The sequence below is a fragment of the Streptomyces doebereineriae genome (assembly GCF_031845645.1).
Classification (GTDB): Bacteria; Actinomycetota; Actinomycetes; order Streptomycetales; family Streptomycetaceae; genus Streptomyces; species Streptomyces canus.
On record NZ_JAVREZ010000013.1, the window covers coordinates 42,953 to 56,825 of the forward strand.

The following is a 13,873-nucleotide window of genomic DNA, read 5'->3' on the forward strand; positions in this document are numbered from 1 at the left end:
GCCCTCTTGCATGGGCGCGGGACAATGGACGGTGGCCCATGCACAGATGGGCCGCCGGAACGGACGACGTACGAGGAGGATGAAGACATGGCGGAGCCCACGCCGCGTCGGAACGAACCGCGGCTGCGCCCCGCGCCCCTGCTGTTCGAGCCCGCGCAGGTGGCCGACGACCCGGAGCACTTCTTCGACCTCGAGTCGATGGACGATCCGCGCGCGCTGCTGACCCGGTCCACCGAGCTGGCACTCGCCTTCCGTGCGGCGGCGGACCGTGCCGTGGAGTTCCAGGCGATGGCGGCGGCCCAGCTGGCCGACCCCAGGCGCTTCGACCGGCTCACGACGGCCGACATCGCCGAGCGCGCCGAGTGGACCGAGGACTACGCCAAGAAGATGGTCGAGTTCGGCCGGGATCTGCTGGGGGGCGCGGAGGGTGGAGCGGGGCACGCCGATCCCGTGTGAGCCACGGGCACCGCGCTCGTCGTAGCCGCACTGGCCGCCGTAAACCCTCCATGGCATATGCCAGGCGGGCAAGATACCCCTCCTCGGCCCCTCCTGTCCCGATTTCCCGCAACTCTGAGGAACGGCCTGCTCACGCCCGGTAGATGTAAGCGGCATGAGCACTCGCGACGAACCGTTCTCCGACACGCGCTTCGACGTCTCCGGCGTCACCGCGGACGGAGCCGCCTGGCTCGCCTCGGCGGGAACGTACCCGCGCAGCACCCTGGCGCTCTGGGAGGAGCGCCCCGCGGCCCCGGTCGTACTGCCCTGCGGCACCGCCTTCGACGTGGTCAGCACCCCCGCGATCTTCGGGCGCCGGATGCTCGACCGGCTGTGGGAGGAGGGGCCGGGATCGGGACCGGTGGCGATGCTCCGGGCCCGGATGCTGTTGTTCGCGGCACCCGGCACGGCTCAGCGGCTGCCGTCGCTGCTGCGGTGGGAGGAGATCGGCCGTACGGCCGCGATCCCGCCGCTGCTGTGCCACGGCATCGGCGACGCGATCACCGTCCCGGCCCCGCTGAGCGCCCCGAAATCCGCACCGGCCTCCCGCTGGCTGGTCGCCCCCGACACCCGCCACCCCTGGCTGCCGGGCCCGGAAATCCTGCTCTGGGCAGCGGTACGCGCGGCTCGCGCCGCCGTGCGGATATCGATTTTTCCCCCCGCCGATCAGGATGCTAAGGTCTACGACGTCAGCAGGCGCCGCTAGCTCAGTTGGTTAGAGCAGCTGACTCTTAATCAGCGGGTCCGGGGTTCGAGTCCCTGGCGGCGCACAGACAGTGAAGGCCTCTCGCGAGTGCGGGGGGCCTTCATTCTTGACGGCACCGCAGGACGGCTGGCGCGGCTGCGCCGCGCGTTGTGGGGGCTCCGCCACCCACACCCCCTCGCCCACCGAGCCGTCGGCCGGGAAGTCACCCGACCGCGATCTCCACGTTCCACGCCCCCGAGGCCGTTCGCCCGGTCACCTTTACGCGTACGTGCTCGTCCGGGACCGTGAAGCTCTCGCCGGTGTCGACGGGGGCGTCCGCGAGGGGTGGGTAGACGGAGTTCTCCCAGCAGGCCTCGGTACGGGGGTGGGCGTCGATCACCTGGATCGGGCCGCCGCCGGACGCGGCGCCGCTGTGGACGCGGTAGATCAGCACACCCTGCCGGCAGACCGCCTCGTCGTCGCCCATCGCCGCGCGTCCCTCGAAGGCCAGCGCGCTGTCGGCCCCGGTGCGCACGACCGCGAGCTTGGTGCCGTGACCGGGCCCGAAGATCCCGGCGTTGCCAGGACCGGTCCCCAGCGGCTCCAGCGTCAGCCGGGTCGGTTTCGGCCCCCGTACGCACACCACCTGCCGCCGCTCCAGCCAGCCCAGCTTCCACTTGTGCCAGGCGAACAGATCGGGGGCGAGTCCGAACTGGCTGCCCATCAGGTCCCAGTCGCCGACATAGGTGTCCCAGTCGCCCTTGCCGTCCATCGGCCGGTGGTAGAGGTCCGGCAGGTCGAACACGTGCCCCGTCTCATGGGCGAGGACCAGCCGGTCCGGCGGGTGCTTCTCGAAGACGGTGACCACCCGGCGGATGTTTGTGCCGTCGGCGCGCAGCGGCACGTCCAGGTTGACGACCTTCGTGGCGTCCGAGTCGACGCCGGGAGCGTCCGGGTCGGCGACGAAGTAGACGACGTCATAGCGCGAGAAGTCGACCTGCCCGTCGGCCGCGGCGAGCGCGTCGCGCAGGTACGCCCCTCGGTCCGCGGCGCTCCAGTCGCGCTGTATGGCGTAAGCCGTCGACGGGCGCGGCATCCGGATCCAGTGCCGCAGCGGGTGCGGGCGCAGGGTGAAGCGGCCGTAGGAGGCGTGCTGGAAGAAGCGGGTGGTGGCCGGGAAGTGATCGGCGGCCAGCTGGGCGGGGGTGGTCATCGGCCCGGCGTCCGGGAAGGACAGGAAGACCATGACCGCGTCGAGGGCGCGGGCCGGACGCGGATAGGCGGTGTTCCAGGTGTCGAGGCCCTCCGAGTGGTGGGCCTCGGTGCGCTCCAGAGTGCAGGGCGCCGACGAGAAGGGTTCGGCGACAGAGGGGCCGGTGACGAGGGAGGTGGAGGCCAGGGCCACCATGGTGGTGAACACGGCGGCGGAGCTGCGCAGTCGGGGGCGCGGGAAGGTGCGCGGAAACGGGCGCGGCAACGGGACCTCCGGGAGCGGTTTCACGGGATACCGCACCCAGCCTGTGTCGTTTTGCAGTAGTACGCCCTGTTTATCTGCACCGGACGAGTGAGACGGCGTGACCTGCCGGACCGGCCGACACCCCCGAATCGCTCACGGAACGTCACAACCGGTCCCAGGCCCCAAGAACCCGTCCAGCTGCGGGCAGAAACGATCTGCCAGAAGGGGTTGCCGGTCCTCCAGACTGGGCAATGGCTGGAAGGGCCCGGGGGCAGCCTCTATGATCGGCACACTTTCCTGCGCGGACAGCGATCGAGTGCACTGCGGGAGCTAGCGGTGAACGGAACGTCCGAAGGGCCGGCGCCCGCGGCAGACCTCGACGGGTCGGCCGTAACAGAGAGTGACATCACGACACCTGCTCGTACGGAGCCCCCGACGCACCGTGCCGCGTTCGCGGCGGCGCCGCTGGCCATGGCCGTGGTGGACCGCGAGGGCACGGTCGTCGACGCCAACCCCGCCTTCGGCGAGCTGCTCGGCGCCGTACCGGAGGAGCTGGCCGGGGCCCAGGCCGCCGACCTGGTGGATCTGGCCTCGGACGCCCGCACCTGGCACTCCTACCGCGAGGTGCTGCGCGGCCGGCAGGCGAGGCTGCGCTGCAAACGGCGGCTCAAGCATCCCGACGGGCACTCGATGTGGGCGCAGATCACGATCACGCCGCTGGCCGAAGGCTCCCAGGAGTCCCCCGGCGTCCTGCTGTCCGTCGCCGACATCACCGCCCGTCGTGAACTCCAGGCCCGGCTGCGGCACTTGCAGATGCACGACCCGGTGACGCGGCTGCCCAACCGCACGCTGTTCTTCGAGCGGCTGACGGCCGCGCTGGAGCCGGAGTCGTACGAGCAGGGCGGCACGGGCCGGATCGGGCTGTGCTATCTGGACCTCGACGGTTTCCAGGCCGTCAACGACACCCTCGGCCACCGGGTCGGCGACCGGCTGCTGGCCGCCGTCGCCGAGCGGCTCACGCGTTGCGCGGACGAGGCCGGCCACGGGCGGGCGACCGCTCCCCTGGTGGCGAGGCTGGGCGGCGACGAGTTCGCGCTGCTCGTCGAGGACTCCACAGGCACCGAACAGCTCGCCGACCTCGCCGAGTCCCTGCTGAAGGCCGTCCAGGCGCCCTTCGACGTCTCCGGCCACCGGATGTCGGTGTCGGCGTCGATCGGGGTCGTCGAGCGGCAGGCGGAGGGCACCTCGGCGACGGGTCTGATGCAGGCCGCCGACACCACGCTGTACTGGGCGAAGGCGGACGGCCGGGACCGCTGGACGCTCTTCGACCCCGAGCGCAACGCCCACCGCATGACCCGCCAGGCCCTCGCCTCCACGCTCCGTCCGGCCATCGAGCGCGGCGAGTTCCAGCTGGAGTACCAGCCGCTGGTGGGCATGGAGGACGGCCGGCTGCGCGGGGTCGAGGCGCTGGTGCGCTGGAACCACCCGCAGTTCGGGATGCTGACGCCGAATCGGTTCATCGCACTGGCCGAGGAGGACGGCTCGATCGTTCCGCTGGGCCGCTGGATCCTCGACACCGCCTGCCGCCAGGCCCGTCAGTGGCAGCTCGACCACCCCGACGAGCCGCCGATCTTCGTCAGCGTCAATGTGGCGGTCCGTCAGGTCTGGGACTCCGACCTGGTCGCGGACGTGGCGAAGACCCTCGCGGAGACCGGCCTGGCGCCCCATCTCCTCCAGCTCGAACTCACCGAGTCGGCGGTGATGGGTTCGGCGGGCCGCCCGCTCCAAGCCCTCCAGGCGCTGAGCGACATGGGCGTCGGCATCGCGATCGACGACTTCGGCACGGGCTACTCGAACCTCGCCTACCTCAGCCGCCTGCCGGTCTCCGTCCTGAAGCTGGACGGCTCCTTCGTGCGCGGCTTCCAGTACGAGGGCGAGGGCGTCCCCCCGAACCCGGCCGACGAGGTCGTCGTCGAGGCGATGATCCAGCTCGCCCACCGTCTCGGCCTCACCGTCACCGCGGAATGCGTCGAGACCTCGGCCCAGGCCACCCGCCTGCGCCGGATCGGCTGCGACACCGGCCAGGGCTGGCTGTACTCGCGGCCGGTGTCGCCGGATCGTATCTCCGGGCTGATGGGCGTGAAGGCCTAGCGGGTCGTGGGCAGTCCGTAGGCGTCCGCGACGAGTTCGTAGGAGCGCAGGCGTGCGTCACCGCTGTGCGCGTTGCCCGTGAGCATCAGCTCGTCGGCGCCGGTGCGCTTGTGGAGGTCGTCGAGGCCGGAGCGGACCTCGTCGGCGGTGCCGTGGATGACGTTGGCGTTCCAGGTGCGCGCGAACTCCTCCTCCATCGGGCTGAATTCGTGGGCCTCCGCCTCCTCGGGGGTGGGGACCAGGCCGGGGCGGCCGGTACGCAGCCGGATCATGCTGAGCGCGGCGGCGCGGACCTGGCGGCGGGCCTCCTTCTCGTCGTCGGTGGCGAGGGCGGAGACGCCGATGAGGGCGTACGGCTCGTCGAGGACCGCGGAGGGCCGGAAGGACTCTCGGTACAGGTCCAGGGCCGGGATGGTGTTCTGCGCCGAGAAGTGGTGCGCGAAGGCGAAGGGCAGGCCGAGGGAGCCGGCCAGCTGGGCGCTGAAGCCGGAGGAGCCGAGCAGCCAGAGCGGCGGGCGGTGCGGGGACTGGACGCCGCCGGGTGACGTCGCCTGGACCGGGCCGGGTACGGCGTGGATACGGCGGTAGGGGTGGCCGTCGGGGAAGTCGTCGTCCAGGAAGCGGGTGAGCTCGGCGAGCTGCTCGGGGAAGTCGTCGGCGCCCTCGTGCAGGCGGTCGGCGCGGCGCAGGGCCGCGGCGGTGGCGCCGTCCGTGCCGGGTGCCCGGCCGAGGCCCAGGTCGATCCGTCCCGGGGCCATCGCCTCCAGCGTGCCGAACTGCTCGGCGATCACCAGCGGGGCGTGGTTGGGGAGCATGACGCCGCCCGAGCCGAGCCGGATGCGGGTGGTGTGGGCGGCGAGGTGGGCGAGGATCACCGCGGGGGACGAGGACGCCACGCCCGGCATGGAGTGGTGCTCGGCGATCCAGTAGCGGTGGAAGCCGCGGGACTCGGTGAGCCTGGCGATGGCGACGCTGGTGCGCAGGGCGTCGGTGGCCGTGCGTCCGGCGCCGACGGTGACCAGGTCGAGTACCGAGAGAGGTACGGGGGCGGTGCCCTGTGCAGTACCTCGGATCTCGTCTTCCGCCACGGTGGGGGCCTCCTGCTCATGAGCCGTGCGCTGTCAGTCAGGAAGTAACAGGAGAGTGTCCCCGTTTATTCCCGGGCGGGATCGAGGATTCCTGGAGCGCCTGCTTCCGCATCCCGACCTGCGTCAACCGCTTGCCGCACCGGCCCCCGGGTACTCAAAGCGCACAACTCCACAATCCGGAGGGATCGCCATGACGCGAGAGAACCCGTCGCGGCCGTCGGAACTCGGACCGCTCGAACCCGGCACCAGACAGCGCGCCCAGTTGTCCATCCGTATCGCCGACATCGCGTGGACCGCGCTGAGTGTCGTCGCCGCCCTGTGGGTGGTCCTGGCCGCCGTCGACGCCGTGCGCGGCAACGGCTCGTGGGCCTACTGCGCGGTGGCCCTGGTGCTGCTGGCCATCGGCCTGACGATGCGGTTGCGCGCCGTCCGCCGCCGCGACCAGATGTGACGGGGGGCAGGCCGTGGAACGCGTCAACTCCTTTCTCGGCAAGCACCTGTGGGTCCAGGTCGTCCTGTCCCTCCTGGTCGCGTGCGCCGTGGTCCTGCTGCTGTCCCCGGAGCGCTCGATCGCCTCGGTCCCGCTGTACGTGGTGTTCGCCTCGGTCGGCGGGGTCGGCGTCATGCTCGCCGTGCGGCGCCGGGAGAAGCGGGCCGCCGGAGGCTCCGTGGACCGCCTCGTGTCGCTGGACCGGAAACTGCGCCGGGGCGAGGTCCCCACGGCGCCGCAGGAGCGGCAGGCGATGCGCGACCTGGTCGAACAGCGTCTGCACCGCTCACGCCACCGGGTCGCGGCCCAGGTCTTCGTCGCCGGCCTGTTCTGCGCGGTCGTGGTGCTGACGGCCCTGACCGCGGGCCTGCCGCAGACCCTCGGCATGGGCCTGTTCGCCGGGGTCTTCCTGGGCTGGCTCGTCCTGTACGGAAACCGTCAGCACCGGCGACTGCGCGCCATGCACACAGAACTCACCGCCGAGGCCGGCCAGGACCGTCGGCGGTGAGCCCCTGGACAGGTGCGTCTCACACCTGGACGATCGGCTCCCTGGTGAACAGCGCCCCCAGAGCCGAAGCGTTCACCCGGCGGTCCGTCAGCCGCAGAGCCTCCCAGACGGTGACCTGGTTCGCGGTGAGGACCGGCTTGCCGAGCTCCTTCTCCAGGGCCGGGATGTGGGTGGCCGTGTGGAGGGCCGTGTCCGGGAGGAGCACCGCCTCGGCGTCCGGCGAGTCGGCCTCCCGGGCCAGCGCGAAGACCTCCTCCTCGCCCCAGGTGCCGACCTCCGCGGCGGTGATGATCCCGGCGCCGCGGACCTGGAGGACCTCGACTCCGCCCGCCCGCAGGAACTCCGCGAACAGTCCCGCCACGTCGTCCGGGTAGGTCGCCGCGACCGCCACCCGCCCGGCCCCGATCTCCTGGGCCGCGTGCACGAAGGCGAACGACGTCGAGGACGCGGGCATGCCGGCCGTGACGGCGAGGTTGCGCACCTGCTCGTGGGCGCCCTCCCAGCCGTAGACGAAACTGCCGCTGGTGCAGGCCCAGACGACGGACTCGGCGCCCGACATGCGCAGTTCCTCGACACCGGCGGCGAGCCGTTCGGCCGAGCCCATCTCCAGGAGGGCGTCCACGCGGTGCGCGTCGGTGCCGATGTCGGTGTGGACGACGTCCAGGCGGATGTCGCTGCCCAGGAGCTGTTCGATGCGCGGATAGTCGTCCTCGGCGGAGTGGCCCGGGTAGAGGAATCCGAGAGCGGTCATGTCCAGCCTTCCTGCTGCTGCTCTTCGTCCGGCAGGCCCCGGACTTCCGGCAGTCCCGGAATCTCCGGGCGCACGGGGCCGTACCTCGCCGCCGGATCGATCAGCGCCTGGTACGGTCCCACGGCTCGGGTACCCAATCGGCGCAGCGCGGCCCACATCGTCACCTGGTTGGCCGAGATCACCGGTATGCGCAGTTCCGCTTCCAGTTGCGGGATGACGTCGTACGTGGGCAGGTTGGTGCAGCTGATGAACAGGGCCTGGGCGTCACCCCGTACGGCCTTGTGGGCCATCTCGGAGACCTGGCGGTAGGGCACCTTCCAGATGTGCCGGGTCAGGCCCATGTAGGCGCATCCGGTGACCGAGACGCCCGCCTCGGCGACGTACTCCTCCAGCGACCTGGTCACCGACACCGTGTACGGCGTCACCAGCGCCACCCGGCGGACGTCGAGTTCGGCGAGGGCGTCCAGGAGGGCGCCGGACGTGGTCAGGGACGGGACGGCGCCCGCCCTGGTCATGGCGGCGCACATGGCGCGTTCCCCGGCGATCCCGCCGACGAAGCTGCCGGAGGTGCAGGCGTAGGCGACGACCTCGGGAGCGATGGCGTTGAGCGTGCGCACCGCCTCGTGCAGGGTCTCGTGCTCGCTCACCAGACGGGCCAGGTCGAGGCTGACCTCGACGGGGACGTAAGGGGTGCGGGTCAGATGGAGCGAGATCTCGTCGGGCACCCACCGCCACAGCTCGCGATCCAGCGCGAAGTCGAAGGGGGCGACGACACCGACACCGCGCTGGGGGCGCGGACCACCTAGAAAAGAAACGTCCATGGCAGAGACCGGCCTCACGGTGAGAGACGGGGGGACAGCGGAACGTGCACAACGCCCGTGTTGACGAAGGTAGGTTCGGGTGCGAGCGTGGTCAATCCGCCCATGTCACGCTCACGTCACACCGGGGTTGCCGTCGGCGTTCCCGCCCACGTCAGACGCCCGGCAGCTCCGCGATAATCCGTAGAAACGGTGGCTCGATGTCCGTCCCCGTCCTTCTGGTCCTTGACGCCGACCCCCCGCCGCGCCTCGGGAGCCTCACCGGCCGGGCCCGGATCCTGCACACGGACGGGGCCGGGCTCGCCGAGCGGCTGCCGGTCGCCGACGTGCTGCTGGTCTGGGACTTCACCTCGACCGCCGTGCGTGACGCGTGGCCGGGCGAGGGCCCGCGGCCGCGCTGGGTGCACACGGCGAGCGCGGGCGTGGACCATCTGATGTGCCCCGAACTCGCTGTCTCCGACACGGTGGTGACCAACGCCCGCGGGGTCTTCGACCAGCCGATCGCCGAGTACGTCGCCGCGCTGGTCCTGACGATGGCGAAGGACCTGCCCCGGACCCTGGAACTGCAGCGGGAGGGCGTGTGGCGGCACCGGGAGTCCCAGCGGGTGGCCGGGACCCGTGCCTGTGTGGTCGGTTCCGGGCCCATCGGGCGGGCGATCGTGAGCACCCTCAAGGCGCTCGGTATCACCACCGCCCTCGTCGGCCGCCGTTCCCGCACCGGGATCCACGGCCCCGACGACCTCGACCGTCTGATGGCCCGCGCCGACTGGGTGATCGCGGCCGCCCCGCTCACCGCGGACACGCACGGCATGTTCGACGCCCGCCGCTTCGGGATGATGCAGCCCTCCGCGCGGTTCATCAACATCGGCCGGGGTCAGCTGGTCGTCGAGGACGCGCTGGTGGAGGCGGTGTCCAAGCGGTGGATCGCCGGGGCCGCCCTCGATGTGTTCGACACCGAACCACTGCCGCCCGACAGTCCGTTGTGGCAGGTGCCGGGCCTGATCGTGTCCCCGCACATGAGCGGTGACACGGTCGGCTGGCGCGATGAACTCGGCACGCAGTTCCTGCAGTTGTACGACCGCTGGGAGGCGGGCAGATCACTGCCGAACGTGGTCGACAAGCAACGCGGGTACGTGCCAGGGCACTGAACGTCGAGCGGAGGGGCACATGCAGGACCTCACCGAACTGACCGCCGTACAACTCGTGGAGGGCTACCGCAAGGGCGAGTTCAGCCCCGTGGAGGCGACCCGGGCGGCTCTCGACCGGGCCGAACGGATTCAGCTGGAGGTGAACGCGTTCGTACGGCTGACCGGCGAGGAGGCCCTGGCGCAGGCCCGCGCCTCGGCCGACCGCTGGCGACTGGGGGAGCCGTCCGGCGCCGTGGACGGCGTCCCCGTCACGGTGAAGGACATCCTGCTGCTGCGCGGCGCCCCGACGCTGAAGGGCTCCAGGACGATCCCGGAGGGCGGCACCTGGGACGAGGACGCGCCGTCCGTCGCCCGGCTGCGCGAGCAGGGCGCGGTCTTCCTCGGCAAGACCACGACCCCCGAGTTCGGCTGGAAGGGCGTCACGGACTCGCCGCTGTCGGGCGTGACGCGCAATCCCTACGACCCGACGCGCACCGCGGGCGGTTCCAGCGGGGGCGCCGCGGCGGCCGTGGCACTCGGCGCGGGGCCGCTCGCGCTCGGCACGGACGGCGGGGGCAGCGTCCGTATCCCGGCCGCATTCTGCGGGATCTTCGCCCTCAAGCCGACGTACGGCCGCGTGCCGCTCTACCCGGCGAGCGCCTTCGGCACCCTCGCCCACGTGGGCCCGATGACCCGCGACGCGGCCGACGCGGCACTGCTCCTCGACGTCATCGGGGTGCCGGACTCCCGTGACTGGTCGGCGCTGGGCCCGGCGGCCGGCCCGTACACGGCGGCCCTGTCGGGCGGGGTGCGCGGGCTGCGGGTCGCGTACTCACCGTCCCTCGGCGGCCAGGTGGCCGTACAGCCAGGGGTCGCCGCGGCGGTACGGCGGGCGGTGGAGCGCCTGGCAGGACTCGGCGCGTACGTCACCGAGACCGATCCCGACTTCGCCGACCCGGTGGACGCCTTCCACACCCTGTGGTTCAGCGGGGCGGCCCGGGTGACCCAGCATCTCGGGCCGCATCAGCGGGAGTTGCTGGACCCGGGGCTCCGGGCGATCTGCGGCCTGGGGGCGCGCATGAGTGCGCTCGACTACCTGGCCGCGGTGGACGTCCGGATGGAACTCGGGCGCCGGATGGGCCGCTTCCACGACTCCTACGACCTGTTGGTCACCCCGGCCCTTCCGATCACCGCGTTCGAGGCGGGCACGGAGGTCCCGAAGGGCTCGGGCCACCACCGCTGGACGGGGTGGACGCCCTTCACGTACCCCTTCAACATGACCCAGCAGCCCGCCGCGTCCGTGCCGGTGGGGACGGACGCCGACGGGCTGCCGGTGGGGTTGCAGATCGTGGCGGCCCGGCACCGGGACGACCTGGTGCTGCGGGCGGCTCACGCACTCTACGAGACGGAAACGGCGGGCATCCGGCCACCCGACCCGGCCCGCGCGGGGAGCGTCACGCCCGGCTGAACCGGAGGCTCTCGCCGAGGGCGCCGGCGCGCCAGAGGTCGTTGCAGCCCTCGGCCAGGGCGTCCAGCCCGTCCACCACCTGCCCCCAGACGATCCCCGGCACCCAGCCCACGTCGGCGTTCAGGAGCAGGTTGTTGCGTTCGTAGAACAGGGCCAGGTCGACGACCGTCGTGCCGGCGCGGACCTCGCGGTCGTAGCCGTAGGACTTGGTGCCGAGTTCTGTGCCCGCGAAGGAGAAATAGCAGAGATCTCCGGGAATCGGGGTAACTGTCGGATTTTCCAGGGGTGGTTCCGATTCTGCGAAAGGCGGGAAAAGGGCGTAGATCTCGTTGCGTGCGTACTTCGCGTGGTAGACGTCACCGGCGAGCGGGAGGGCATCCCATACGGCCGCGCAGGTGATCGGCGCCCGATCGTCCAGGAGCTTTGCCGTGGCGGTGATTCCCCGCTTGACCAGCGAGACTTCGATGTAGCGGTCAGCCATGCATTCCATGGTCCCCCTCCGGTCAAGAGGGCCTCGGTCCGGAACGGGGCTCAAATCGATCTGCATAAGTCGCATCCGGTCGGGTAGCCGCGCCGCCATGGCTCCACCACTGGAACATGGCGAACACATATCCGGGACCACCCGCCGGTCGCTGCTCGCGGGGGTAGCGGCGCTCGGTGCGCTGGGCGCGGCGGGCTGCTCACGCGTGGCCACGGCCTCGACCACGGGAGGCGGTGAACTGCTCGACCGGCTCAGGGCGGCAGGTGTCGTACGGCTGGGAATCGCGGGTGAGATCCCCTTCGGTTACATCGACAAGAACGGCGACCTGACCGGCGAGGCACCAGAACTCGCGAGGGTCATATTCAAGCGGCTCGGGGTGGACAAGGTGCAGCCCGTGCCCACCGAGTTCGGCTCGCTCATTCCCGGGCTGAATTCCCAGCAGTTCGATGTCGTGGCGGCCGGGATGTACGTCACGCCGGAACGCTGCGAACAGGTGATCTTCGCCGATCCCGACTACCAGATGCTCGATTCCTTCATCGTGCGCAAGGGAAATCCCAAAGGTCTTCACAACTACAAGGACGTCGTCGCGAAGAAGGCGAAGTTCGCCACCGGGACCGGCTACGCGGAGATCGGGTACGCCGTCGAGGCGGGATACAAGGAAAGCGACATCCTGATCGTGCCGGACCAGGTCGCGGGGCTGAACGCCGTGGAGGCGGGGCGCGTCGACGTGTTCGCCGGGACCGCGCTCACCACCCGCGAGGTGGTGAAGAAGTCGGCCAAGGCGGAGGCCACGAAGGCCTTCACCCCGACCGTCGGCGGCAAACCGCACGTCGACGGGGGCGCCTTCGCGTTCCGCCGGACCGAGACGAACCTGCGGGACGCCTTCAACGCCGAGCTGCGGAAGCTGAAGAAGAGCGGGGAGCTGTTCCGGGTCCTCAAGCCCTTCGGGTTCACGCAGGCCGAGATGACGGACCTGACCGCGAAGGAGCTCTGCGGCGGATGACCTCCGGACTCTGGGAACTGGTACTCAAGGGCATCTGGACCACGGTCCAGCTGCTGTTCTTCAGCGCGATCCTCGCCGCGGCCGTGTCCTTCGTGGTCGGCGTCCTGCGCACCCACCGGCTGTGGATCGTCCGCTTCCTCGCGGGCGTCTACACCGAGGTGTTCCGCGGGACCTCGGCGCTGGTGATGATCTTCTGGGTGTTCTTCGTGCTGCCCCCGGCCTTCGGCTGGCAGCTGGTGCCGATGTGGGCGGGCACGCTCGCACTCGGACTGACCTACGGGGCGTACGGCTCCGAGATCGTGCGCGGGGCGCTCAAGGCGGTCGACCCGGCGCAACAGGAGGGCGGGATCGCGCTGAGCTTCACGCCCTGGCAGCGCCTGAGGCTGATCCTGCTGCCGCAGGCGGTGCCGGAGATGATCCCGCCGTTCTCCAACCTGCTGATCGAGCTGCTCAAGGGCACCGCGCTGGTGTCCGTGATGGGCATGGGCGATCTGGCGTTCAGCGGCAACCTGGTGCGGCTCGCGCTCCAGGAGAGTGCCGGCATCTACACGTATCTGCTGCTCATCTACTTCGTGATCGCCTTCCTGCTCACCCGGTTGATGCGCGGCCTCGAGAAGAAGCTCAAGGCGGGGGTCGGCAAGGAGCCCACGCGTGAGGTCCAGGTGCCCGAGCCCGTCGGAGGTGGTGTCGGATGACGTGGGACTGGAGTGCCGTAAGCGACTTCATGCCGCAGTTCTGGGACGGGCTGCTGGTCACCCTGCAGGCCCTCGCGCTCGGCTCGCTGATCTCCTTCGCGCTCGGCCTGGTGTGGGCGCTGCTGATGCGCGCGCCCTCGCGGTTCGTGCGCTGGCCGGTCGGGGTGGTCACGGAGTTCGTGCGCAACACCCCGCTGCTGGTCCAGCTGTTCTTCCTCTTCTATGTGCTGCCCGAGTGGGGCGTGACCCTCTCGGCGCTGGCCACCGGTGTCATCGGGATCGGGCTGCACTACTCGACGTACACCATGCAGGTCTACCGGGCCGGTATCGAGGCGGTGCCGACCGGTCAGTGGGAGGCGGCGACGGCGCTGAACCTGCCGCGCGTGCGGACCTGGCAGGTGGTGATCCTGCCGCAGGCGATCCGCCGGGTCGTGCCGGCTCTCGGCAACTACGTGATCTCGATGCTCAAGGACACACCGATGCTGATGGTCATCACGGTGCTGGAGATGCTCGGCGAGGCGCGGCTGTTCGCCCAGGAGCACTTCCAGTTCACCGAGCCGCTGACCGTGATCGGCGTGGCCTTCATCGTCATCTCCTATCTGGCCTCCCTTCTTCTGCGATCCCTGGAGCGACGTCTTGTCCGCTGACACTCCCCTG

Annotated in this window: 15 protein-coding genes and 1 tRNA gene; 11 read left to right on the plus strand and 5 right to left on the minus strand. The window is 70.8% G+C overall.

Annotated elements, in window-relative coordinates; all coding sequences use genetic code 11:
- Window positions 1-87: 87 nt before the first annotated feature.
- From RNB18_RS31995 to RNB18_RS32005, 3 genes are all read left to right on the plus strand, one after another.
- Window positions 88-456 (plus strand): hypothetical protein, encoded by a 369-nt coding sequence (locus tag RNB18_RS31995; protein ID WP_311717606.1) that lies wholly within the window; start codon window positions 88-90, stop codon window positions 454-456.
- Window positions 457-610: 154 nt separating this feature from the next.
- On the plus strand, window positions 611-1,201 hold the full coding sequence (locus tag RNB18_RS32000; RefSeq protein ID WP_311717607.1) for a bifunctional DNA primase/polymerase: 591 nt from the start codon (window positions 611-613) through the stop codon (window positions 1,199-1,201).
- Window positions 1,192-1,265, plus strand: a tRNA-Lys gene (locus tag RNB18_RS32005). Before RNB18_RS32000 ends, RNB18_RS32005 begins: the two co-directional genes overlap by 10 nt.
- Before the next feature lie 138 nt (window positions 1,266-1,403).
- On the opposite strand, the gene RNB18_RS32010 is transcribed toward RNB18_RS32005, so the two are convergent.
- Window positions 1,404-2,657 (minus strand): M6 family metalloprotease domain-containing protein, encoded by a 1,254-nt coding sequence (locus RNB18_RS32010; RefSeq protein ID WP_311717608.1) that lies wholly within the window; start codon window positions 2,655-2,657, stop codon window positions 1,404-1,406.
- A 315-nt stretch (window positions 2,658-2,972) separates the two neighbouring features.
- Between RNB18_RS32010 and RNB18_RS32015 the strand changes: the two genes are divergently transcribed.
- Window positions 2,973-4,787 carry a putative bifunctional diguanylate cyclase/phosphodiesterase gene (locus RNB18_RS32015; protein ID WP_311717609.1) on the plus strand — a complete coding sequence of 605 codons (1,815 nt, stop codon included), beginning with the start codon at window positions 2,973-2,975 and terminating at the stop codon, window positions 4,785-4,787.
- Here the strand turns inward: RNB18_RS32015 and RNB18_RS32020 are convergent.
- Window positions 4,784-5,875, minus strand: coding sequence for an LLM class flavin-dependent oxidoreductase (locus tag RNB18_RS32020; RefSeq protein ID WP_311717610.1), 1,092 nt, complete (start codon window positions 5,873-5,875; stop codon window positions 4,784-4,786). The two genes, RNB18_RS32015 and RNB18_RS32020, sit on opposite strands and share 4 nt — an antisense overlap.
- 190 nt (window positions 5,876-6,065) lie before the next feature.
- Between RNB18_RS32020 and RNB18_RS32025 the strand changes: the two genes are divergently transcribed.
- Together RNB18_RS32025 and RNB18_RS32030 are read left to right on the plus strand one after the other, a co-directional pair.
- Window positions 6,066-6,326, plus strand: coding sequence for a hypothetical protein (locus tag RNB18_RS32025; RefSeq protein ID WP_311717611.1), 261 nt, complete (start codon window positions 6,066-6,068; stop codon window positions 6,324-6,326).
- 13 nt (window positions 6,327-6,339) lie between these two features.
- A complete protein-coding gene (locus tag RNB18_RS32030; RefSeq protein ID WP_311717612.1) occupies window positions 6,340-6,873 on the plus strand; it encodes a hypothetical protein in 534 nt (177 codons plus the stop codon).
- Window positions 6,874-6,892: 19 nt separating this feature from the next.
- Here the strand turns inward: RNB18_RS32030 and RNB18_RS32035 are convergent, their stop codons facing one another.
- Window positions 6,893-7,624 carry a maleate cis-trans isomerase family protein gene (locus RNB18_RS32035; RefSeq protein ID WP_311717613.1) on the minus strand — a complete coding sequence of 244 codons (732 nt, stop codon included), beginning with the start codon at window positions 7,622-7,624 and terminating at the stop codon, window positions 6,893-6,895.
- The gene (locus tag RNB18_RS32040) at window positions 7,621-8,445 is read right to left on the minus strand and encodes a maleate cis-trans isomerase family protein (protein ID WP_059209990.1); all 825 of its coding nucleotides are present in this window, start codon (window positions 8,443-8,445) and stop codon (window positions 7,621-7,623) included. Before RNB18_RS32040 ends, RNB18_RS32035 begins: the two co-directional genes overlap by 4 nt.
- A 197-nt stretch (window positions 8,446-8,642) precedes the next feature.
- Here RNB18_RS32040 and RNB18_RS32045 point away from each other — a divergent pair, with 197 nt between their 5' ends.
- Both RNB18_RS32045 and RNB18_RS32050 read left to right on the plus strand, forming a co-directional pair.
- Window positions 8,643-9,590, plus strand: a complete 948-nt coding sequence (locus RNB18_RS32045; RefSeq protein ID WP_311717614.1) for a D-2-hydroxyacid dehydrogenase — start codon at window positions 8,643-8,645, stop codon at window positions 9,588-9,590.
- Window positions 9,591-9,609: 19 nt separating this feature from the next.
- A complete protein-coding gene (locus RNB18_RS32050) occupies window positions 9,610-11,037 on the plus strand; it encodes an amidase (protein ID WP_311717615.1) in 1,428 nt (475 codons plus the stop codon).
- Here the strand turns inward: RNB18_RS32050 and RNB18_RS32055 are convergent.
- Complete coding sequence (locus tag RNB18_RS32055; RefSeq protein ID WP_057610926.1) at window positions 11,024-11,518, minus strand: DUF3830 family protein; 495 nt, start codon at window positions 11,516-11,518, stop codon at window positions 11,024-11,026. The two genes, RNB18_RS32050 and RNB18_RS32055, sit on opposite strands and share 14 nt — an antisense overlap.
- A 97-nt stretch (window positions 11,519-11,615) precedes the next feature.
- Here RNB18_RS32055 and ehuB point away from each other — a divergent pair, with 97 nt between their 5' ends.
- The 3 genes from ehuB to ehuD are packed head-to-tail and all read left to right on the plus strand — an operon-like array spanning window position 11,616 to window position 13,863.
- Window positions 11,616-12,521 carry an ectoine/hydroxyectoine ABC transporter substrate-binding protein EhuB gene (gene ehuB, locus RNB18_RS32060; protein WP_311717616.1) on the plus strand — a complete coding sequence of 302 codons (906 nt, stop codon included), beginning with the start codon at window positions 11,616-11,618 and terminating at the stop codon, window positions 12,519-12,521.
- Window positions 12,518-13,216 (plus strand): ectoine/hydroxyectoine ABC transporter permease subunit EhuC, encoded by a 699-nt coding sequence (gene ehuC / locus RNB18_RS32065; RefSeq protein WP_311717617.1) that lies wholly within the window; start codon window positions 12,518-12,520, stop codon window positions 13,214-13,216. Before ehuB ends, ehuC begins: the two co-directional genes overlap by 4 nt.
- The gene (ehuD, locus tag RNB18_RS32070) at window positions 13,213-13,863 is read left to right on the plus strand and encodes an ectoine/hydroxyectoine ABC transporter permease subunit EhuD (RefSeq protein WP_057610923.1); all 651 of its coding nucleotides are present in this window, start codon (window positions 13,213-13,215) and stop codon (window positions 13,861-13,863) included. Before ehuC ends, ehuD begins: the two co-directional genes overlap by 4 nt.
- The last annotated feature ends 10 nt before the right edge of the window (window positions 13,864-13,873 follow it).